At 20.1% G+C, this 22,104-nt stretch carries 14 protein-coding genes, 3 tRNA genes, 2 rRNA genes and 1 pseudogene; 13 read left to right on the plus strand and 7 right to left on the minus strand.

Annotated features, from left to right (window positions below; all coding sequences use genetic code 11):
- Positions 1 to 2 precede the first annotated feature (2 nt).
- The 8 genes from NARPIN1_RS00055 (at position 3) to NARPIN1_RS00090 (ending at position 11,736) form a co-directional block, all read left to right on the plus strand.
- Positions 3 to 1,478 (plus strand): UDP-N-acetylmuramoyl-L-alanyl-D-glutamate--2,6-diaminopimelate ligase, encoded by a 1,476-nt coding sequence (locus tag NARPIN1_RS00055; protein ID WP_130579033.1) that lies wholly within the window; start codon positions 3 to 5, stop codon positions 1,476 to 1,478.
- On the plus strand, positions 1,479 to 2,852 hold the full coding sequence (gene murF / locus NARPIN1_RS00060; protein ID WP_130579036.1) for a UDP-N-acetylmuramoyl-tripeptide--D-alanyl-D-alanine ligase: 1,374 nt from the start codon (positions 1,479 to 1,481) through the stop codon (positions 2,850 to 2,852). It begins immediately after the preceding gene.
- Between the two features lie 95 nt (positions 2,853 to 2,947).
- Complete coding sequence (gene mraY, locus NARPIN1_RS00065; protein ID WP_232021815.1) at positions 2,948 to 3,898, plus strand: phospho-N-acetylmuramoyl-pentapeptide-transferase; 951 nt, start codon at positions 2,948 to 2,950, stop codon at positions 3,896 to 3,898.
- A gap of 3 nt (positions 3,899 to 3,901) precedes the next feature.
- Positions 3,902 to 5,227 (plus strand): UDP-N-acetylmuramoyl-L-alanine--D-glutamate ligase, encoded by a 1,326-nt coding sequence (gene murD, locus NARPIN1_RS00070; RefSeq protein WP_130579040.1) that lies wholly within the window; start codon positions 3,902 to 3,904, stop codon positions 5,225 to 5,227.
- The gene (murG, locus tag NARPIN1_RS00075; protein ID WP_130579042.1) at positions 5,217 to 6,281 is read left to right on the plus strand and encodes an undecaprenyldiphospho-muramoylpentapeptide beta-N-acetylglucosaminyltransferase; all 1,065 of its coding nucleotides are present in this window, start codon (positions 5,217 to 5,219) and stop codon (positions 6,279 to 6,281) included. Before murD ends, murG begins: the two co-directional genes overlap by 11 nt.
- 5 nt (positions 6,282 to 6,286) lie before the next feature.
- Positions 6,287 to 7,714, plus strand: coding sequence for a UDP-N-acetylmuramate--L-alanine ligase (gene murC, locus NARPIN1_RS00080; RefSeq protein WP_130579044.1), 1,428 nt, complete (start codon positions 6,287 to 6,289; stop codon positions 7,712 to 7,714).
- Positions 7,715 to 7,731: 17 nt separating this feature from the next.
- A complete protein-coding gene (gene secA, locus NARPIN1_RS00085; RefSeq protein ID WP_130579047.1) occupies positions 7,732 to 10,245 on the plus strand; it encodes a preprotein translocase subunit SecA in 2,514 nt (837 codons plus the stop codon).
- A gap of 3 nt (positions 10,246 to 10,248) precedes the next feature.
- On the plus strand, positions 10,249 to 11,736 hold the full coding sequence (locus tag NARPIN1_RS00090; protein ID WP_130579049.1) for a hypothetical protein: 1,488 nt from the start codon (positions 10,249 to 10,251) through the stop codon (positions 11,734 to 11,736).
- Here the strand turns inward: NARPIN1_RS00090 and rho are convergent, their stop codons facing one another.
- Complete coding sequence (gene rho, locus NARPIN1_RS00095; protein ID WP_130579051.1) at positions 11,737 to 12,999, minus strand: transcription termination factor Rho; 1,263 nt, start codon at positions 12,997 to 12,999, stop codon at positions 11,737 to 11,739.
- An 18-nt stretch (positions 13,000 to 13,017) separates the two neighbouring features.
- Between rho and NARPIN1_RS00100 the strand changes: the two genes are divergently transcribed.
- Positions 13,018 to 13,254 (plus strand): hypothetical protein, encoded by a 237-nt coding sequence (locus NARPIN1_RS00100; RefSeq protein ID WP_130579053.1) that lies wholly within the window; start codon positions 13,018 to 13,020, stop codon positions 13,252 to 13,254.
- A gap of 4 nt (positions 13,255 to 13,258) precedes the next feature.
- Here NARPIN1_RS00100 and NARPIN1_RS00105 read toward each other — a convergent pair.
- From NARPIN1_RS00105 to NARPIN1_RS00130, 6 genes are all read right to left on the minus strand, one after another.
- Positions 13,259 to 13,330 (minus strand) — tRNA-Trp (locus tag NARPIN1_RS00105).
- 12 nt (positions 13,331 to 13,342) lie between these two features.
- Positions 13,343 to 13,457, minus strand: a 5S ribosomal RNA gene (gene rrf, locus NARPIN1_RS00110).
- 50 nt (positions 13,458 to 13,507) lie between these two features.
- Positions 13,508 to 16,412 (minus strand): 23S ribosomal RNA (locus NARPIN1_RS00115).
- A gap of 15 nt (positions 16,413 to 16,427) precedes the next feature.
- Positions 16,428 to 16,499 (minus strand) — tRNA-Glu (locus NARPIN1_RS00120).
- 10 nt (positions 16,500 to 16,509) lie between these two features.
- On the minus strand, positions 16,510 to 18,150 hold the full coding sequence (groL, locus tag NARPIN1_RS00125; RefSeq protein ID WP_130579431.1) for a chaperonin GroEL: 1,641 nt from the start codon (positions 18,148 to 18,150) through the stop codon (positions 16,510 to 16,512).
- Positions 18,151 to 18,187: 37 nt separating this feature from the next.
- Positions 18,188 to 18,478, minus strand: a complete 291-nt coding sequence (locus NARPIN1_RS00130) for a co-chaperone GroES (protein WP_130579055.1) — start codon at positions 18,476 to 18,478, stop codon at positions 18,188 to 18,190.
- 200 nt (positions 18,479 to 18,678) lie between these two features.
- Here NARPIN1_RS00130 and NARPIN1_RS00135 point away from each other — a divergent pair.
- The 4 genes and pseudogenes from NARPIN1_RS00135 to tilS all read left to right on the plus strand — a co-directional run.
- Positions 18,679 to 18,751: transfer RNA gene (locus NARPIN1_RS00135), tRNA-Phe, on the plus strand.
- 25 nt (positions 18,752 to 18,776) lie between these two features.
- The gene (dnaB, locus tag NARPIN1_RS00140; RefSeq protein ID WP_408063757.1) at positions 18,777 to 20,168 is read left to right on the plus strand and encodes a replicative DNA helicase; all 1,392 of its coding nucleotides are present in this window, start codon (positions 18,777 to 18,779) and stop codon (positions 20,166 to 20,168) included.
- 107 nt (positions 20,169 to 20,275) lie between these two features.
- Positions 20,276 to 20,695, plus strand: coding sequence for a MarR family winged helix-turn-helix transcriptional regulator (locus NARPIN1_RS00145; protein WP_130579059.1), 420 nt, complete (start codon positions 20,276 to 20,278; stop codon positions 20,693 to 20,695).
- Positions 20,696 to 20,731: 36 nt separating this feature from the next.
- Positions 20,732 to 22,096 (plus strand): annotated as a pseudogene (gene tilS / locus NARPIN1_RS01275) (tRNA lysidine(34) synthetase TilS); the annotation flags it as partial.
- Between the last annotated feature and the right edge of the window lie 8 nt (positions 22,097 to 22,104).

The following is a 22,104-nucleotide window of genomic DNA, read 5'->3' on the forward strand; positions in this document are numbered from 1 at the left end:
ATATGATTTTAAATTATTTATTAAAGCCTTGGATAACTAAAAATGTACCTAATATAAATATATTAAATTTAACATTAAATAGCAAAAATATTAAAAATAATAGTTTATTTTTTTCTATAAATGGATATTTAGAAAAAGGAAGTAAATATATACAAGAATCAATAAATAATGGATCTATAGCTATAATAATTGAAACAGAAAATATATATGAACATGGAAAAATAATTAATAATAAAATTCCTATAATATTTTTTTATAAATTAAAAATATTTATTTCAGAAATATCAGGAAGATTTTATAATAATCCATCTAATAAATTAAATCTTATTGGAATAACAGGAACTAATGGTAAAACTACAGTATCATATATTTCTTCTCAATTAATTAATTTAATAAATAAATACAATAAAAGTGCTATTATTGGAACTTTAGGTAATGGTATAATACCAAATTTAATAGAAACTAAAAATACTACAGATTCTCCTATTGATTTACAAGAAACTTTGTATAAATTTTATAAAAATAATATTGATACAGTATTTTTAGAAGTATCTTCTCATAGTATATTACAAAATAGAATAAAAAATTTAAAATTTAAATATACAGTATTTACAAATATATCACATGAACATCTAGATTTTCATAAAAATATGTTTTCTTATAAAAAATCTAAATATAAACTATTTAATGAATATAAAGTTATTAATTCCATAATAAATGTAGATAATAAATTTGGAAAGAAAATATCTAATAAAATAAAATGTACATCAGTGTCTTTATTTAAGAAAATATATATTAAATGTAGATCTATATATGTAAATATAAAAAAAATAAAATTCATTAAATATAAAAGTTACTTAGAAATTATAATAAATAATATAAAATATAATATATTATTAAATTTTATAGGATATTTTAATGTAAATAATTTTATTATATCTTTAGTAACACTTATTGAATTAGGATATAAAGTTAATGATATAATTAAAGTTAGTTCATTAATAAATTTACCGCCAGGAAGAATGGAAATAATAAAATTTAATAAAATAGATATAATTATAGATTATGCTCATACTCCTGATGCAATAATTAATATATTATTAACAATAAGAAAAATATGTATTGGAAAAATATGGTGTATATTTGGATGTGGTGGTAATAAAGATAAACTTAAAAGACCAATAATGGGTAAATTGGCTTATAAATATTCAGATTATGTAATATTAACAAGTGATAATACAAAAAACGAAAATATAAATGATATTATAAATGATATTATTAAGTATATTAATTATAAAAATAATATAAATATTATTATTGATAGAGAAAAAGCTATAAAATTTTCAATATGTAATTCTAATAAATATGATATAATATTAATTTTAGGAAAAGGTCATGAAAAATTTCAAATTATAGGTAATGATTTATTTAATTTTTCTGATAAGGAAATAGTTTTAAAATTAATAAATAAATTATAAATGATTAATTGTACATTAAAAGAAATAAGTAATATTGTAAATGGTAAATTAATAGGAAAAAATAAAATAATAAATTTTATATCTATAAATTCAAAAAATATAAAAAATAAATGTTTATTTATAGCATTTAAAGGTATCAATTTTGATTCTCATATTTTTGTTGAAGATTCTATAAAAAATGGAGCTATAGCAATATTAGTGTCAAAATATTTTGTTAATATATCTATTCCTCAAATAATAGTAAATAACGTTAATAATTCTTTTTTTTCTATAGCAAAATTTATAAGAAAAAAATCTAATTCTTATATTATAGCTATAACTGGTTCATGTGGTAAAACTTCTATTAAAGAAATGACATTTTGTATATTAAAAAATATAAGAAAAAGTTATTTAACTAATAAAAATGAAAATAATATAATTGGTATAAGTTTAACATTATGTAATATAGAATATTATAATATGTTTGTTATATTAGAAGTAGGAACAGATGGATTAAATCAAATAAATAATTTAATTGACATAATAGAACCAAATATAGTTTTAATAAGTAATTTATTTATATCTCATTTTTCAAAATTAAATAATTATTATAATTTAATACGTGCAAAAGGAGAAATATTAGAAAAATTATCTTTATGTAATAGAGTTATTTTAAATTTCGATAGTAATAATTGGAATTATTGGAAATTTATATCTTTTAATAAAATACCTTTATTTTTTTCTTTAAATAAATTAAATAATGTTGATTTTTATTCAGAAAATATAATTACATATAATTTTAAATCTAGTTTTATATTAAATAGTCCAATAGGTAAAATAAAAATAAATTTAAATGTACCTGGAATTAATAATATATATAATTCAATTGCGGCTTCTGCTATATCTATATTATTAGGTTCAAATCTTAATAATATACAAAAATCTTTATTTAAATTTAAATCAATAAATAATAGATTAAAACCTATATTTATAAGTAAAAATAAAATAATATTAGATGATACATATAATGCAAATTTAGGATCATTTATATCTTCATCTAATTTATTATCTAATATTAATGGATATAAAGTTATTATTATAGCTGATATCCTAGAATTAGGAAATGCAGAAGTTTTTTTACATAAAAGAATGGGTAAAATTATAAATAATTTAAATATAGATAAAGTATTAAGTATTGGTAAATTATCATATTATATTACTTTAAATTGTAAAGGTGAACATTTTTATAATATAAATAATTTAATTGAAAGAATAGTTTTTCTAATAAAAAAATATAATAATATTGTAATTTTAATTAAAGGATCTAGAAAAAATAGACTTGATGAATTAATAAAAATATTAATAAATAAAAAAAATGATAACATTATTAATTAAAGAATTTAATTTTAAATTTTTTAATATTTTATTAAAATCTATATTTAGTTTTTTTACATCTTTTCTTTTTTTTTTTTATTATTTATTATAAATGTATATACTTATTTAAAAAATTTAATTTAAAACAAAAGAATAGATTAAATTCATTTCATGTTGAAAAATGTAATACATTTACAATGGGTGGATTAATTATATTATTATCTAGTTTATTATCAATAATACTTTGGTCAGATATATATAATATATATACATTATATTTTATAATATTTTTAATTTCTTATGGAATTATAGGATTTATTGATGATTATATAAAAATATATAATAAATATTATTGTGGTTTTAAAATACTAGAAAAATATTTTATACAATCAATATTAACATTAATATTAATACTTTTTTTATATAAAACAGAAAACATTTTATTTATAGATAGAATATTTATTCCTTTTTTAAAAAAAAAAAATATTTATATAAATAAATTTATTTATTTTTTATTAAGATATTTTACATTAATGGGTGCTATAAATTCTGTTAATATAACTGATGGATTAGATGGATTAGCTATTATATCTATTATTTTATCTTTATCAACATCAATAATTATTTCCATTATTTATAGTAATGAAATTTTATCTAATATTTTTAATACACTTTATATTAAAAATGCATATGAAATTATTAATTTATCTTCGGCAATTATAGGATCTTCATTAGGATTTTTATGGTTTAATTCATATCCATCTTATATATTTATGGGAGATACAGGATCATTATCATTAGGTGGAATATTAGGATTAATTTTTATATTATTAAATAGTGAATTATTATTAATATTATCAGGTGGAATATTTGTTATAGAATTATTATCAATAATATTACAAATAATTAGTTATAAAATTTTTAAAAAAAGAATATATTTAATGGCTCCTATACACCATCATTATGAAATAAAAGGAGTTCATGAATCAAAAATTGTTTTTAGATTTTCTATAATATCATTTATATTTAACTTATTATGTTTATTAATTATTTTTATTAGAAAGTAAATTATGTTTAAAAATAAAAATATATTTATAATAGGATCTGGAATAACAGGAATTTCTTGTATTAATTATTTATTAAAAAAGGAATGTAATTTAACATTAATAGATACTAGATTAAATCCTCCTAATTTAAATTTAATTCCTGATAATATAAACACATTTTTTGGTAAAAATGTAAATTTTAATATGTTATTAAAATCAGATTTAGTTGTAATAAGTCCTGGATTTGATTATAAATTAATAAATAATAATATATTAAATAAAATCAATATAACTAGTGATATAGAATTATTTTGTAAAGAAAAACCTAAATCTAAAATAATTGCTATAACCGGAACTAATGGCAAAAGTACTGTATCTACTTTAATATTTAAAATTTTAAAAAATAATAATTATTTAGTTTACTTGGGTGGTAATATAGGTAATCCTGTACTAAATTCTTTAAATATAGATTATGATTTTTATGTATTTGAATTATCTAGTTTTCAACTTGAAATTTTAAATAACTTAAAATCTTTCTCATCATCTATATTAAATATAGGTTTTGATCATTTAGATAGACATATAAATATTAAAAATTATATAAATAGTAAATTAAAAATATTTAATAATTCTTATTATTGTGTAATTAATATTGATGATAATTTATCATATCCTAATAAAATTAATTTGAATTCTAAATATGAATTTTTTGGAATAAATAGTGGAAATTATCATTTAAAATTTATTAAAGATAAAATATATTTGATGTATAAAAATGATTTAATTATTGATAGTTCTAAATTAAAAATATTTGGAATACATAATTATATTAATGTATTATCTTCATTATCTTGTATAAAATATATAAATTTAAATTTTAATAAAGTAATAAATACTATAAAAAAGTTTAAACCATTAAATCATAGATTAAATTTAATATTAAATATAAATAATATAACTTGGATAAATGATTCAAAATCTACAAATATATCAAGTACTATTTCTGCTATAAATAGTATAAAATTTTATAGTACTATACATTTAATAATTGGTGGATATAGAAAAAATATAGATTTTAATTTATTAAAATCTTTTTTAAAAAATAAAAATATAAAAATTTATTGTTTTGGAATAGATGGTAAATATATAAGTAATTTATTTAATAAAAAATCTATTTATTATTATGATTTAGAATCTATTGTATATGAAATATATAATAAAGTAAAAATTAATGATGTAGTTCTTTTTTCTCCAGCTTGTTCTAGTATTGATAATTATAATAATTATATTGATAGAGGAAATCATTTTATTAAAATTGTAAATAAATTATATAAAATAAATGATAACTAAAAAAAATATAATTATTGCTACTGGTGGAACAGGGGGGCATGTAATATCTGGAATATGTATATCAAATTATTTAATTTATTTAAAAAATAATGTAACTTGGGTTGGTTCTAAAAATAGAATGGAATCATATTTAATTTCAGATAATAATATAAATATAGATTATATAAGCATATTAAATATTAATACTAAATCTTTTTTTGATAAAATTAAATTTTATTATTCTTTATTAAAATCTATTTATGAATCTTGTAAAATAATATCTTATAGAAAACCAGATATTATTATAGGAATGGGTGGGTATATATCTATACCTGTATGTATAGCAGGATGGATAAAAAACATACCTATAATAATACATGAACAAAATTGTAAAATTGGATTATCAAATAAAATTTTATACTTTATATCAAAAAAATTTTTATCTGGATTTAATTTAAAAAATAAAAATTATATATATGTCGGAAATCCTGTAAGAAAAAATATTATTAATATATCTAAACCAGAAATAAGATTAAAAAATAGAAAAGGTCCTATAAGAATATTGATACTGGGTGGAAGTCAAGGATCATATTTTATAAATAAAAATATTCCATTAGTAATTAAAAAATTAAATAATGTTTTAATTTGGCACATATGTGGAAAAAATAATTATAATTTTGTGTTTGATATATACAATAAATTATTATGTTATAATAAAGTTTATTTAATTAATGATTTTATTTTAGATATATATAAAGCATATTATTGGTCTGATTTAATAATTTGTAGGTCAGGTGCTTTAACTATTAGTGAAATATTATGTGTAGGTTTACCATCTATAATTATTCCATTTATTGGAAAAGATAAACATCAGTATTATAATTCTTTATTTTTAGATAAAATTGGTGTTACTAAAATTTTTAATGAAAATGAATTTGATATAGATTTAATTTATAATTATATTTCTAATTTAGATAGAAATAAATTATTAGAATTATCTATAAGATGTAGAAAATATTATAATTTTAATTCTATAGAAAATATAATAAAAGAAATTTATAATTTATTTATTTAATAAAAATGAATAATAAAAATATTTTGGATTTAAATAATATAAAAAAAATACATTTTATAGGAATTGGTGGAATATGTATTAGTGGTATAGCAAAAATATTTTTAAAAAAAGGATATATTATAACTGGATCTGATATTATTAAAAATAATATTATAAAAGATTTAGATAATATTGGTATTAAAATATATATTGGACATAATAAAAATAATATTTATAATTCTGATATTATTATATTTTCTAGTGCAATAAAACCTGATAATGTAGAAATTTTAGAGGCTATTAATTTAAATATACCTATATTAAGTAGAGGTGAAATTTTAAATAAATTAACTAAAAATTATTATTCTATATGTATAGCAGGTAGTCATGGAAAAACTACTATTACATCTATAATATCTTTTATATTTATTAATTCTGGATATAATATAACTTTTTTATCTGGAGGGATATTAAAAAATTTTAATAGTAATTATAATTTAGGAAATAGTAAATATTTTGTAATAGAATCTGATGAAAGTGATTCCACTTTTTTAAAACTAAATCCTTCTGTATCAATAATATCTAATATAGATAATGATCATTTAATTTTTTATAATAATGATTTTAATAATTTAAAAAACTCTTTTATTAAATTTATAAATAATGTTCCTAAAAATGGATTATCGATTATATGTATAGATAATAAAATTTTAAAAGATATATTATATAATAATAATTTTGTTTGTAAAATAATAACATATGGATTTGATGATAGTGCTGATGTAGTTATTACTGAGTATTTTCAATATAATTTTTTTAGTAAATTTCTATTAAAAAGTAATAAATATAAAGATTTTAATTTTTCTATTAAAATTAATTATTTACCAGGAAAATATAATGCTTTAAATATAACAGCGTCTGTAATATTAACAATATTAGAAGGAATAGATCATAAATTAGTTATTAAATCCTTGTTAGATTTTAAAGGTATAAATAGAAGGTTTGAAATTTTAAAATATAAATTTATTAATAAAAATTTATATAATAAAAAAATATTTTTAATAAGTGATTATGGACATCATCCATCAGAAATAAATTCTGTAATACAAAATATAAGATTAGGATGGAGTGATTATAAAATTATTATGATATTTCAACCTCATAGATATACTAGAACAAATAGTTTACTATTTGATTTTATAAAAATTTTAATAAAAGTTGATTATTTAATATTATTAGATATATTCTCAGCAGGAGAAGATAATTTATATAATATAAGTAGTAAAAATATATTTTTAAAGATTAAACTATATAAAAAAAATAATATTTTTTACCTTAAAAATATAAATAATATTTCAAATATATTAAATAAATTAATTACATATAAAAATATTATTTTAATACAAGGAGCTGGAAATATAAATGATATAATATTAAATAATTTAAATCTTTAATTATATAAATTAATTTCATGTTTAATTATTTTTCTAAATATATAAATAAATATAAAAATCAGCATATATTAAATTCAATAAAAAAAAAAGTAGAAATTATTAATTTTATTAGTAAAGATATAGAAAAATTAAGTGATAAAGAGTTATCAAATAAAACTAATGAATTTATATTTAGATTAAATAAAGGAAAGGATATAGATTCTATATTATTTGAATCTTTTGCTGTTGTAAAAGAATCTATAAATAGAATATTTGGAATTAAATTATTTGATGTTCAAATAATAGGTGGAATTGTATTACATAATAAATGTATAGCTGAAATGTCTACTGGTGAAGGTAAAACTTTAACTTCTACATTGCCAGCTTATTTTAATTCATTATATAAAAAAGGAGTTCATATAGTTACTATGAATGATTATTTAGCTAAAAGAGATGCAGAAAATAATATTCCTTTATTTAAATTTTTAGGAATTACTGTTGGTATTAATTTGAGTAATTCATCTTTTGAAGAAAAAAAAAAATCTTATTTATGTGATATAACATATGGAACAAATAATGAATATTGTTTTGATTATTTAAGAGATAATTTAGTCATGAATTATAATGATAAGATTCAAAGATCTTTAAATTATGCAATAATAGATGAAATAGATTCTATATTAATAGATGAAGCAAGAACTCCATTAATAATATCAGATCAAAATAAAAATAATTCTTCTTTATATTTAAAAATTAATTCATTAATAAAATATTTAATAAATAATGATATATATTTTGAAAAAGATAAATATTTTATTTTAGATTTAAAATTTAAACAAATAACTTTAACAGAAAATGGTTTTAAATTAATAGAAAAATTAATGATTAATTTAAATTATATTAAAAATGAAAATTTATTATATCTTCCAGAAAATATTATATTAGTACATCATTTTATAATATCATTAAAAGCTCATTTATTATTTAAAATTAATATAGATTATATTATAAAAGATAATAAAGTTATTATTGTTGATGAGAATACTGGTAGGGCAATAGAAAAAAGAAGATGGTCTGATGGATTACATCAAGCAATAGAGGCTAAAGAGAATTTAGAAATACAAAATGAAAGTTATAATTTAACATCAATAACATTTCAAAGTTATTTTAAATTATATAATAAATTATCTGGAATGACTGGAACCGCTTATTCTGAAAAAGAAGAATTTAAATATATATATAATCTTGATACTATAGTAATACCAACTAATAAATTAATTATAAGAAAAGATTTTCCAGATTTAATATTCTTAACAGAAAAAGATAAAATAAAAGCAATTATAAATGATATAATAAAATGTCATAATAAAAATCAACCTGTATTAGTTGGTACAATATCTATAGAAAAATCTGAATTTATATCTAATGAATTAAAGAAAATAGGTATAAAACATAATATATTAAATGCAAAATATAATGAAGCAGAAGCAGAAATAATATCTCAAGCTGGAAAACCTGGTTCTATTACAATAGCAACAAATATGGCTGGTAGAGGTACAGATATTATTTTAGGTGGAAATTTTAATAATGAAATAAAAAATTTAAAAAATAAAGATATTTCTATAATTAATAAAATTAAAAATAATTGGAAATTAAATAATAATATTGTAATAAAATCTGGAGGATTACATATAATAGGAACCGAAAGACATGAATCTAGAAGAATAGATAATCAACTTATAGGAAGATCTGGAAGACAAGGTGATCCTGGTTCTTCTAAATTTTATTTATCTATGGAAGATCAACTTATTAAAATGTTTATTTCAGATAAAATGTTGGATTTAATAAGTAAGTTAGATTTTTCTAAATTAGAACATCCTTGGATAGATATTTTAATAAGAAATTCTCAAAAAAAAATAGAAAATAGAAATTTTAATATTAGAAAACAATTAATAATGTATGATGATATATATAATAATCAAAGAAATATTATATATAAAATAAGAGATTATTTTTTAAGTATTGATGATATTTATAATATTGTGAAATTATTTATAGATGAAATTATAAATAATATTTTATTAAAATTTATTCCAATAAATTCTAATAAAAAAAAGTGGGATATTGAAAAATTAAATAATTTTTTAATTAAAGATTTTAATTTTTTAGATTTATTATTAAATAATATAGATATTTATAAAATTAATAATGATTGTTTAATTAGAGATTTAATATATAAAAAAATAATAGAAAATTATAATAATTTTTTAAAATATAAAAATATATTAAGTACTATAAAAAGTAGTATTTTTATAAAAAAATTAGATTTATTATGGAGAGAACATTTAAATAATTTAGATAATTTACATAAAGGTATATATTTAAGAAGTTATGCTCAGAAAAATCCTAGACAAGAATTTAAATTAGAATCTTTTAATTTATTTAATAATATGTTATTTTCATGGAAATTTGAAAGTTTAGTTGTATTAAATAAATTTATTTTTAATAATAAATCTTCTTTGGATGAAAATTTGATAAATAATATTTATTAATTTATGAAGATAAATATTTTAAATAAATTAAGATTATCTTATAAAAAAATAATAAATAATAATTCAGAATATATATTTAATACAAATAAAAAAAAAAATAATTTTTCTATTACATTTAACAAAAATATACTAATAGATTTTTCTAAAAATATTATTAATAACAATATAATAAATTTATTAGTTAAATTATTTAATAAATTTAATTTTTTAAATTTAAAAAATAATAATTATTTAAGTTATAAAGAAATATTTTATTTAGATACTATTTTAATAAATAAAATAAATTTTTTATATAATAAACTTATTTATAACTCTTTTAATATTATAGAAAATATAGTAAATATAGGTCATTTAAAATATAAATATGAATTTGATTTTATATCTAATGTATTAAAAGAATATAAAGTAAATAATTATAAATTTTATTATTTATCTTATTTAAATTCAGATATTATAAATATAATAAAAAATTTTAATTTAAAAAAAACTATTTTTATAATTTCATATGATACATATGAAGATTATAAATTAATAGAAATTATTAATTTTATAATAAATAGAATTAATCTAGAAATAGATAATATTAATAATTATATAAATACTAATATTATTATATTAACATCTTTAAATTTAAAAAATAGAATATTTAATATAAATACTAATAATATTATATATATAAATACTAATATAAATATTAATACTAATTCTATATATTATATAAGTATGATTTTGTTAATATATTTAGGTAATTTAAATTTTAATAATTTTATTAAAGGTATTAAAAATATAAATAATAATTTTTTATATGAAAAAAAAATATATAATAATATATCAGTTTTATTATCTTTAATAGATATTTGGTATTTAATATTTTTTAAATTTAGAATTAATTTAATGTTTTTAGATTATTATTTAAACAATTTTATAAATTATTATATAAATTTACATTTATTTTATAAAAATATTAGTTTTTATAAAAATATAATATTAGGATCTTCAGATATATATATTCAAAATTTTTTATATAAAACATTACTTAATAATAAAAATTTAAATTGTGAATTTATTTTTTTTTGTAAAAATAATAATTTTTTATTTGAATATAATCATAATAATTTTATTTCTGAATCATTTTATAGATCTAGATCTATGTTTTTTATAAATAATAATATAAATAATATAAAAAATTTTTTATTTAATAAAAAAAGAAAAAATTATGAATTTAATAATAATATAAATATTATTCCAAATAATTTTATTCTTTTAAATAAGTTAAATCCTAATAATTTAGGTATTTTAATTTATATTTATAAATATAGAATTTTTTTAAAAAATATTTTAATAAGCAATATTAAAAATGAAAAATTAAATTTTAATTATTTAGATAATATAATAGATATTTTAGATATAAAATTAGAAAATCAAGAAACTAATTACGATACTTCAACTAATGAATTAATAAATTTTTATAAAAAAAATAGGTATATATAATTATATTTTTTTCATCATTTCAAAAAATTCATTATTTGTTTTAGTGATTGATAATTTATTTATTAAAAACTCTATTACTTCTACTTCATTCATTGAGTTAAGTATTTTTCTTAATATCCACATTTTTTTTAATTCATTAGAGTCTATAAGCAATTCTTCTTTTCTAGTTCCAGATCTATTATAATCTATTGCTGGAAATATTCTTTTTTCTGATATTTTTCTAGATAAATGTAATTCCATATTTCCAGTTCCTTTAAATTCTTCATATATTACTTCATCCATTTTAGAACCTGTATCTATTAATGCAGTAGCTATTATAGTTAAACTTCCGCCTTCATACATATTTCTAGCAGCTCCAAAAAATTTTTTTGGTCTATTTAATGCATTTACATCTATACCACCTGTTAATACTCTTCCAGAAGATGGGATTATAGAATTGTATGCTCTTGTTAATCTTGTTATAGAATCTAACAAAATTATAACATCTTTTTTATGTTCTACTAATCTTTTAGCTCTTTCTATAACCATTTCAGATACTTGTACATGTCTTGAATATGGTTCATCAAATGTTGATGAAATAACATTATTATTACCTATTATTTTTTGCATTTCTGTTACTTCTTCTGGTCTTTCGTCTATTAATAATACTATTAATATACAATCATTATGATTTAATAATATACTATTAGCTATATTTTGTAATAAAATTGTTTTTCCAGCTTTAGGTGGTGCAACTATTAATCCTCTTTGTCCTTTACCTATAGGAGCTGATAAATCTAATATTCTTGTTGTTATATCTTCTATGGAATTATTACCTTTTTCCATTTTTAATCTTGAATTTGCATGTAATGGAGTTAAATTTTCAAATAGTATTTTATTATAATAATTTTCTGGTTTATCAAAATTTATTTCATCTATTTTTAATAATGCAAAATATTTTTCTCCATCTTTTGGAGGTCTTATTTTTCCAGATATAGTATCTCCTGTTTTTAGATTAAATTTTTTTATTTGACTAGGAGAAATATATATATCATCAGGACCAGCTAAATATGAACTATTTACTGAACGTAAAAATCCAAATCCATCTTGCATAATTTCTAAAATTCCATCTCCAAATATATCTTCTCCATTTTTAGAATGTTGTTTTAATATATTAAATATAATATCTTGTTTATGCATTTTAGATAAATTTTCTAATTCTATTTTTTCTCCAATATTTATTAATTCAGATATTGATTTATTTTTTAGTTTAGTTAAATTCATAATAATAATTTTAATATTTTGTTAAATAATATAAATGAAATTAAATTTCTAATTTCTAAAAGACATATAGATATTTTAAAAAAATCATTTAATATTTTAAATATTGATGAAAATAAATTTGATATATCAATATTATCGGATAATATTTCACTTTCTCAAAAAGAATTATTAAGTTTAATAAATATAAATAAAAATACACATAATTCAGAAAAAATATTATCAGAAATATTTTCAAAATTTTGTATAGGTAAATAATAAACAGGGATGGAGAGATTTGAACTCCCATCATCCAGTTTTGGAGACTGGCGATCTTCCATTGATCTACATCCCTATTTATTTATATAAATGATATTTTCCTACTCTAACATAGAATAATCTATACTACCATCGGCACTATGATATTTCACTTCTGAATTCGGAATGGGATCAGGTGTTTCCATCACGTTATGAATATCAAATATATATATTTATAAATTTTATATTATAAAATTATACTTTTCAATACTTATAAAATAAGACTCACGGGATATTAGTATCAGTTAGCTCAACATTTCGCAATGCTTATACATCTGACCTATCAACGTCATAGTCTTTAACGTCCCTTTAGGTAATATTTTAATATTACTGGGAAGATTAATCTTAAGGTAAGTTTCCCACTTATATGCTTTCAGTAGTTATCTTTTCCATACGTAGCTACCGGGCAATGCCATTGGCATGACAACCCGAACACAATAGGTATGTCCACTCCGGTCCTCTCGTACTAGGAGCAGCTCCTTTCAATCTTCCAAACGCCTACGGCAGATAGGGACCGAACTGTCTCACGACGTTCTAAACCCAGCTCGCGTACCACTTTAAATGGCGAACAGCCATACCCTTGGGACCTTCTTCAGCCCCAGGATGTGATGAGCCGACATCGAGGTGCCAAACACCGCCGTCGATATGAACTCTTGGGCGATATTAGCCTGTTATCCCCGGAGTACCTTTTATCCGTTGAGCGATGGCCATACCATAAAGAACCATCGGATCACTAAGACCTGCTTTCGCATCTGTTCGAACTGTCATTCTTACAGTTAAGCTAGCTTATGCCTTTGTACTAACCTTACGATTTCCAACCGTAATTAGCTAACCTTTGTACTCCTCCGTTACTTTTTAGGAGGAGACCGCCCCAGTCAAACTACCCACCAGACATTGTCCTAAATCCGGATAACGGATTAAAGTTAGTTTATTTAAAAATAAAGAGTGGTATTTCACTGATGAATAAAACATACTTTTGGTAAATAATATTCTCCCACTTATTCTACACATTAGATTTAAATAAACAATATCAAGCTATAGTAAAGGTTCACGGGGTCTTTCCGTCTTGCCGCAGGTATACTGCATCTTCACAGCAATTTCAATTTCACTGAGTCTCGGGTAGAGACAGTCTGGCCATCATTACGCCATTCGTGCAGGTCGGAACTTACCCGACAAGGAATTTCGCTACCTTAGGACCGTTATAGTTACGGCCGCCGTTTACCGGGGCTTCTATCAAAAGCTTTTTTTAAATAAAATAACTTAATCAATTAACCTTCCGGCACCGGGCAGGCGTCACACTGTATACATCCATTTTCATGTTAGCACAGTGCTGTGTTTTTAATAAACAGTTGCAGCCAGCCGTTATCTTAGACTAATTTAAACTACTAAAAAGTTATAAAATATAATTTTTTTCATTCATAATTAGTATGTCTTATCCCGAAGTTACGACATTATTTTGCCTAGTTCCTTTACCCGAGTTCTCTCAAACGCCTTAGTATTCTCTACCTAACCACCTGTGTCGGTTTATGGTACGATTAATTAAATTTTATGATTTAAAAATTTTTTCTAGGAAGTTTAGCGTCAATTTTTTAATTATTATAAATAATTAATCATCATGCCTTAATATAATTTTAATTATATCCACACACTTAAACTAAGATAACCATCACTTAGCAAATCTAGCTTCCTTCGTTTTTTTAAATAAAATTTAATTAGTACAGGAATATTAACCTGTTATCCATCGACTACGCCTTTCGACCTCATCTTAGGATCGACTTACCCTACCTCGATTAACGTTGGATAGGAACCCTTAGTTTTTCGGCGAACGAGTTTTTCACTCGTTTTATCGTTACTCATGTCAGCATTCGCACTTCTGATATCTCCAACATATTTCACAATATATCTTCACAGACTTACAGAACGCTCCTCTACCCAATTAATTACAAATAATTAATTGCCGAAGCTTCGGTATATGATTTTAGCCCCGTAAATCTTCCGCGCAAAATAACTAGACTAGTGAGCTATTACGCTTTCTTTAAATGATGGCTGCTTCTAAGCCAACATCCTAGTTGTTTAAGAAATTTTACTTCGTTCACCACTTAATCATAATTTTGGGACCTTAGCTTTCGGTCTGGGTTGTTTCCCTTTCCACAACGAACATTATCGCTCGTAGTGTGTCTCCCATAATAAATTTTATGGTATTCGTAGTTTGCATCAAATTGGTAACTAAAAGTCCCTAATTGAAACAGTGCTCTACCCCCAAAAAATAATTTATGAGGCGCTACCTAAATAGCTTTCGAGGAGAACCAGCTATCTCCCGGTTTGATTGGCCTTTCACCCCTAACCACAGATCATCCGCTAATTTTTCAACATTAGTCAGTTCGGTCCTCCAATTAGTATTACCTAATCTTCAACCTGTCCATAGTTAGATCACCGGGTTTCGGGTCTATACCTTGCAACTAAAACGCCCTTTTAAGACTCGGTTTCCCTACGGCTTCCTATTAAAGTTAACCTTGCTACAAAATATAAGTCGCTGACCCATTATACAAAAGGTACGCAGTCACACAATTTTACTTCATGCTCCTACTGCTTGTACGTATACAGTTTCAGGATCTATTTCACTCCCCTATCCGGGGTTCTTTTCACCTTTCCCTCACGGTACTAGTTCACTATCGGTCAATCAGTAGTATTTAGTCTTAGAGGATGGTTCCCCTATATTCAATCAAGATAACATTTCTCGATCTACTTATAGATTATTAATAAAATACTTTAAAATACAGGGCTATCACCTTGTTTCGCTGATTTTTCCAATATCATTCTTATAATATTTTATTAATTCTAAAATCTATTGACTAATCCCTTTTCGCTCACCACTACTAAGGGAATCTCTATTTGATTTCTTTTCCTCAAGATACTAAGATGTTTCAGTTTTCTTGGTTAGCTTTATTAAGCTATTTTATTCACTTAATAATAAATAATATTACTATTATTTAGGTTACCCCATTCGGATATTACCGGTTACGTTTCTTATCAACTAGCCGATACTTTTCGCAGATTAGCACGTCCTTCATAGCCTCTGATTGCCAAGGCATCCACTATATACGTTAATTTACTTATTTATAAGTATAAAATATTGTCTCTTAGGGGATTCGAACCCCTATTATTGCCTTGAAAGGGCAATGTCCTAACCTTTAGACGAAAGAGACGATAAATTTATTACATCATATTTCCACCAATATTATTCATATTTGATGAATTAATATCTTGTTTATTATCATCTTTTAATAATTCTGTTATCATACATTCTGTAGTTATCATCAATCCAGCTATTGAAGCTGCATATTGTAAAGCAGAACGTGTAACTTTTGTTGGATCTAATATACCCATATCAATCATATCTCCATATTTTTCTGTAGAAGCATTATATCCATAATTACCAGATTTTAATTTTACATTATTTGCTATTACAGAAGATTCTTCTCCAGCATTAGAAACAATTTGTTTTAATGGAGTTTCCATAGATTTTATAGCAACTTTTATTCCAACATTTTGATCTTCATTATCACCTTTTAAATTTTTTATACTATTTGCAACTCTTATTAAAGCTACACCACCTCCAGCAACAACACCTTCTTCAACTGCTGCTCTAGTAGCATTTAAAGCATCTTCAACTCTAGATTTTTTTTCTTTCATTTCTATTTCAGTAGCAGCTCCAACTTTAATAACAGCTACACCTCCAGCTAATTTAGCTATTCTTTCTTGTAATTTTTCTTTATCATAATCAGAAGTAGAATCTTCTTTTTGTTTACTTATTTGAGATACTCTTTTTTCTATAGAAATTTTACTTCCAATACCATCTATTATAGTAGTTGTATCTTTATTAACTATTATTTTTTTTGCTTGTCCCATATCATTTATTTTTGTTTTTTCTAATTCTAATCCTATATCTTCAGAAATAACAGATCCTGATGTTAATATTGCTATATCTTCTAACATAGCTTTTCTTCTATCACCAAATCCTGGTGCTTTAACAGCAACAGCTTTAACTATTCCTCTCATTGTATTAACAACTAAGGTTGCTAAAGCTTCCCCTTCTATATCTTCAGCTATTATTAAAATAGGTTTATTAGATTTAGCAACATTTTCTAATATAGGTAATAATTCTCTTATATTAGATATTTTTTTATCTACTAATAATATAAAAGGATTTTCTAATTCAACTACTCCAGATTCAGGTTTATTTATAAAATAAGGAGATAAATAACCTCTATCAAATTGCATTCCTTCTACCACATCTAATTCATCTTCTAATCCCGATCCTTCTTCAACAGTTATAACACCTTCTTTACCAACTTTTTCCATAGCTTCTGCTATTAATTTACCAACTTTTTCATCAGAATTAGCAGATATTGTACCAACTTGTTCTATAGATTTGGAATCAGAACATGCTACAGATATACTTTTTAAAACATTTACGGCTTGAATAACTGCTTTATCTATTCCTCTTTTTATATCCATAGGATTCATTCCAGCAGCAACTGCTTTTAATCCTTCATTAATTATAGACTGTGCTAATAATGTAGCTGTAGTAGTTCCATCTCCTGCTGAATCATTAGCTTTTGAAGCCACTTCTTTAACCATTTGAGCTCCCATATTTTCAAATTTATCTTCTAATTCTATTTCTCTAGCTACAGAAACTCCATCCTTAGTTATAATTGGAGCTCCAAAAGATTTATCTAAAACAACATTTCTTCCTTTTGGGCCAAGAGTAACTTTTACAGCATCAGCTAAAATATTAACACCTTTTAACATTTTTGTTCTAGCATCGTTACCAAATTTAACATCTTTAGCTGTCATTTTTTTATACCTCTTAAAATTAAAATTTTTTAAATATTTATTCAATGATTGCAAGAATATCACTTTCAGAAAGTATTAAAATTTCTTCTCCATCTATTTTTTCACTTTTTATACCATATCCATCATTAAATATAACTAAATCATTAACTTTAACATCTAGAGATTTTATCTCTCCATTTTCTAAAACTCTTCCACTACCAATAGCTAAAACCTTACCTCTATTAGATTTATTAGCAGCAGAACCAGTTAAAACTATACCTCCAGAAGATTTAGATTCTATATCTAATCTTTTTAATACAACTTTATCATATAATGGACGAATTTTCATATTTATCCTCAAATATTATTAAATAAATTTATTAATAAAATTATTTTAATATAAATATTATCATATTATTAAATAAATAATAATTAATAAAAATTTATATGAAATATATATAAAATACAAGTATAATATTAAATATTAGATTTTAATATATATAATATATATTATATTATATTTTATAAAAAGTTATTTTAAAAATAGTTGCCCAAATAGCTCAGTTGGTAGAGCAATGGACTGAAGATCCATGTGTCGATGGTTCAATTCCATCTTTGGGCATAATTATTTTATAACATTAATATAAATTATTTATTTTATGAAAAAAAACATTTCTAATTTTAAAAATTTTGAAAATATAAATACAAAAGAATTAAAAATTTTACCTCATTCTATAGAATCAGAACAATCAGTTTTAGGAGGTTTAATGTTAAATAATAATAAATGGGACGAAATTATAGAATATATAAATGAAAATGATTTTTTTAATAATAAAAATAAAATAATTTTTAATGAAATGAAATATTTAATAGATATAAAACAACCTATTGATTTAATAACAATATCAGAATCATTAGAAAAAAAAAATTTATTAAATTTAATTGGAGGATTTTCTTATTTAGCAGAATTATCAAAAAATATACCTAGTATAAAAAATATAGTTTCATATTTAGAAATAATAAAAGAAAAATCAATAATAAGAGAAATTATATTAATTTCTTATGAAATAATAAATTTATGTTATAATCCTCAAAAAAAATATAGTAAAGAAATATTAGATATAGTAGAATCAAAAATATTTAAATTATCTGAGAAAAGAAATATTAAATTTAATAATCCTAAGAATATATCATTAATATTAAATAATACTATAAATAAAATAAAAGAATATTCTAGTAATAATAATAAAATAACTGGAATATCTACAGGATATCATGATTTAGATGAAAAAACTTTAGGATTTCAAAATTCAGACTTAATAATAATAGCTGCTAGACCATCAATGGGTAAAACAACATTTGCAATAAATTTATGTGAAAATATTATTTTAAATAATAATAAACCAGTTTTAATATTCAGTTTAGAGATGTCAGAAGAACAAATAATAATGAAAATATTATCATCTATGTCTAGAATAAATCAAATTAATATTAGAACAGGACAATTAAATATTGATAATTGGAATAAAATAAATAATATTGTTAATATTTTATTAAATAAAAAAAATTTATATATAGATGATTCATCAACAATTACACCCACAGAATTAAAATCTAAATCTAGAAAAATATATAAAGAAAATGATGGATTAAGTTTAATAATGATAGATTATTTACAATTAATAAAAGTATCATCTTCATTTGAAAATAGAACTTTAGAAATAGCTGAAATATCTAGATCTTTAAAATCTTTAGCAAAAGAATTAAACATACCAATAATAGCATTATCACAACTTAATAGAAGTTTAGAACAAAGATACGATAAAAGACCTATAAATTCTGATTTAAGAGAATCTGGTTCTATAGAACAAGATGCAGATTTAATAATGTTTATATACAGAGATGAAATTTACAATGAAAACAGTAATTTAAAAGGAATAGCAGAAATAATAATAAGTAAACAAAGAAATGGACCTATAGGTTCTATTAAATTATTGTTTAATAGTAAAATTTCTAAATTTGATAACTATTATATTTAATATTTATTAAATATTTTAAATCTATATAAATAATTATTTAATTAAATTTATATATAATAATATATAATATAAATTTAATTTAAAACTTTAATAAAAAAAATATAATTATGGAAAAAATAATAGATATATTAAATATAGTTGATTCTATATCTAGAATATATAATAAAACAAAAAAAGAAATAAACAAAAAATTAATATATGAAGGATTATCTATATCAAAAATGAAAATATTAAAATTAATAAACAATAAAAAGATAAGTGCTACAGACATAAAAAATTATATGGGATTTTCATCAAGAACTATAGTTACAGTTTTAGATTCTTTAGAAAGAGATGGTTTATTAAATAGAAAACAAAGTAATCAGGATAGAAGAATTAAATATGTATGTATTACTGATAAGGGAATAGTAAAATTAAAAATAGCTGAAGAAAAAAATAAATCTATTTTAAATGAATTGTTTTCTTCTTTTAGTAATAATGAGTTAGAAAAATTTAGTGAAATATGTAGTTATATAGAAAAAAAATAAATATATTAATTTATAATTTTTAACATGACTTAACTTATGAATGAATCTATTATTATAAATAATATAAAAATAATTAAACTTATTAATAATAAAATTATTAATTTATTAAATTATATATATAATAAATATAAAATAAAATCATATGTTATATCATTTAGTGGTGGTATAGATTCTACTGTTTTATTGAATATAATGAAAAATATAATTAATAAAATAGATTTTAAAATAAATATAAGAGCTATACATATAAATCATAATTTAAGTATTAAATCTAATGATTGGGAAAAACATTGTATAAAAGAATGTAATAAAATAAATATAAAATTAATAGTAAGAAAAATAAAAATAAGTAGCAATTATATTAAAAAATATGGAATTGAATGCTCTGCTAGAAAATTAAGATTTAATGAAATTAATAGTATTCTAAATAAAAATGAAATTGTTATGATTGCTCATAATAAAAATGATAATTTAGAAACATTATTTTTATCTTTAAAAAGAAATTTTTTAGGATCAATAAAATTTTATAATAATGTATATGGAATGAAAATATTAAGACCATTATTAAATTATTCTCGTAAATATATAATAATTTATGCTAAATATTTTAATTTAAATTGGATAGAAGATGATACAAATAATAATTTAAAAATTGATAGAAATTTTATAAGAAAAATAATAATATCAAAGTTAGAAGAAAGATGGCCTAATTTTATTGAATCGTCTAGTAAAGCTATAAAAACTTTAAATAAAAAAAATAATATTATAAATTATTTTATAAATAAAAATATAGATAAAAATATAAATTCAGATTTGTCTTTAAACATAAATAATTTATTTAAAGAAGATGAATTTTATATATTTAATATTATAAAAAATTGGATTAAAAAAAATAATATTAAAATTCCATCATTTAATATAATAAAAAAAATATCTAATGAAATTAAATATAAAAAATTAAATTATATAAATATAAATATATATAATTCTATTTATATAAGAAAATATAAAAATAACTTATTTTGTATAAAAGATAAATATATAATAAATTCATATATAAAAGTATGGGAAAATTTATTAAATAAATTTTATCTTCCTTATGAATTAGGAATATTAATAATAAATAATATAAATAAATATGATTATTTAATTAAAAATAATAAATACATAATTCATAATATAAGAAAAAACAACGAAAATGAAGTAATTTCAATAAGAATAAATACTTTATCAAAAAATACAAAAATAAAATTTAAAAACTGCAAAAATAATAAATGTTTAAAAAATATATTTCAAAATAATAATATTCCATTTTGGAATAGAAATAAAATCCCCATGTTATTTTATAATAATAAATTAATATGTTTAATAGGAATTGATGTTACAGAAGAAGGATTTCCAAGTAATAA

This window comes from endosymbiont of Pachyrhynchus infernalis, from assembly GCF_004296515.1.
GTDB lineage: Bacteria > Pseudomonadota > Gammaproteobacteria > Enterobacterales > Enterobacteriaceae > Nardonella.

Bases quoted from the DNA above. Each gene is read 5' to 3' on its own strand.
- NARPIN1_RS00055 (WP_130579033.1), top strand. From the start codon at position 3: ATGATTTTAAATTATTTATTAAAGCCTTGGATAACTAAAAATGTACCT.
- murF (WP_130579036.1), top strand. From the start codon at position 1,479: ATGATTAATTGTACATTAAAAGAAATAAGTAATATTGTAAATGGTAAA.
- murD (WP_130579040.1), top strand. From the start codon at position 3,902: ATGTTTAAAAATAAAAATATATTTATAATAGGATCTGGAATAACAGGA.
- murG (WP_130579042.1), top strand. From the start codon at position 5,217: ATGATAACTAAAAAAAATATAATTATTGCTACTGGTGGAACAGGGGGG.
- murC (WP_130579044.1), top strand. From the start codon at position 6,287: ATGAATAATAAAAATATTTTGGATTTAAATAATATAAAAAAAATACAT.
- secA (WP_130579047.1), top strand. From the start codon at position 7,732: ATGTTTAATTATTTTTCTAAATATATAAATAAATATAAAAATCAGCAT.
- NARPIN1_RS00090 (WP_130579049.1), top strand. From the start codon at position 10,249: ATGAAGATAAATATTTTAAATAAATTAAGATTATCTTATAAAAAAATA.
- rho (WP_130579051.1), bottom strand. From the start codon at position 12,999: ATGAATTTAACTAAACTAAAAAATAAATCAATATCTGAATTAATAAAT.
- groL (WP_130579431.1), bottom strand. From the start codon at position 18,150: ATGACAGCTAAAGATGTTAAATTTGGTAACGATGCTAGAACAAAAATG.
- NARPIN1_RS00130 (WP_130579055.1), bottom strand. From the start codon at position 18,478: ATGAAAATTCGTCCATTATATGATAAAGTTGTATTAAAAAGATTAGAT.
- NARPIN1_RS00145 (WP_130579059.1), top strand. From the start codon at position 20,276: ATGGAAAAAATAATAGATATATTAAATATAGTTGATTCTATATCTAGA.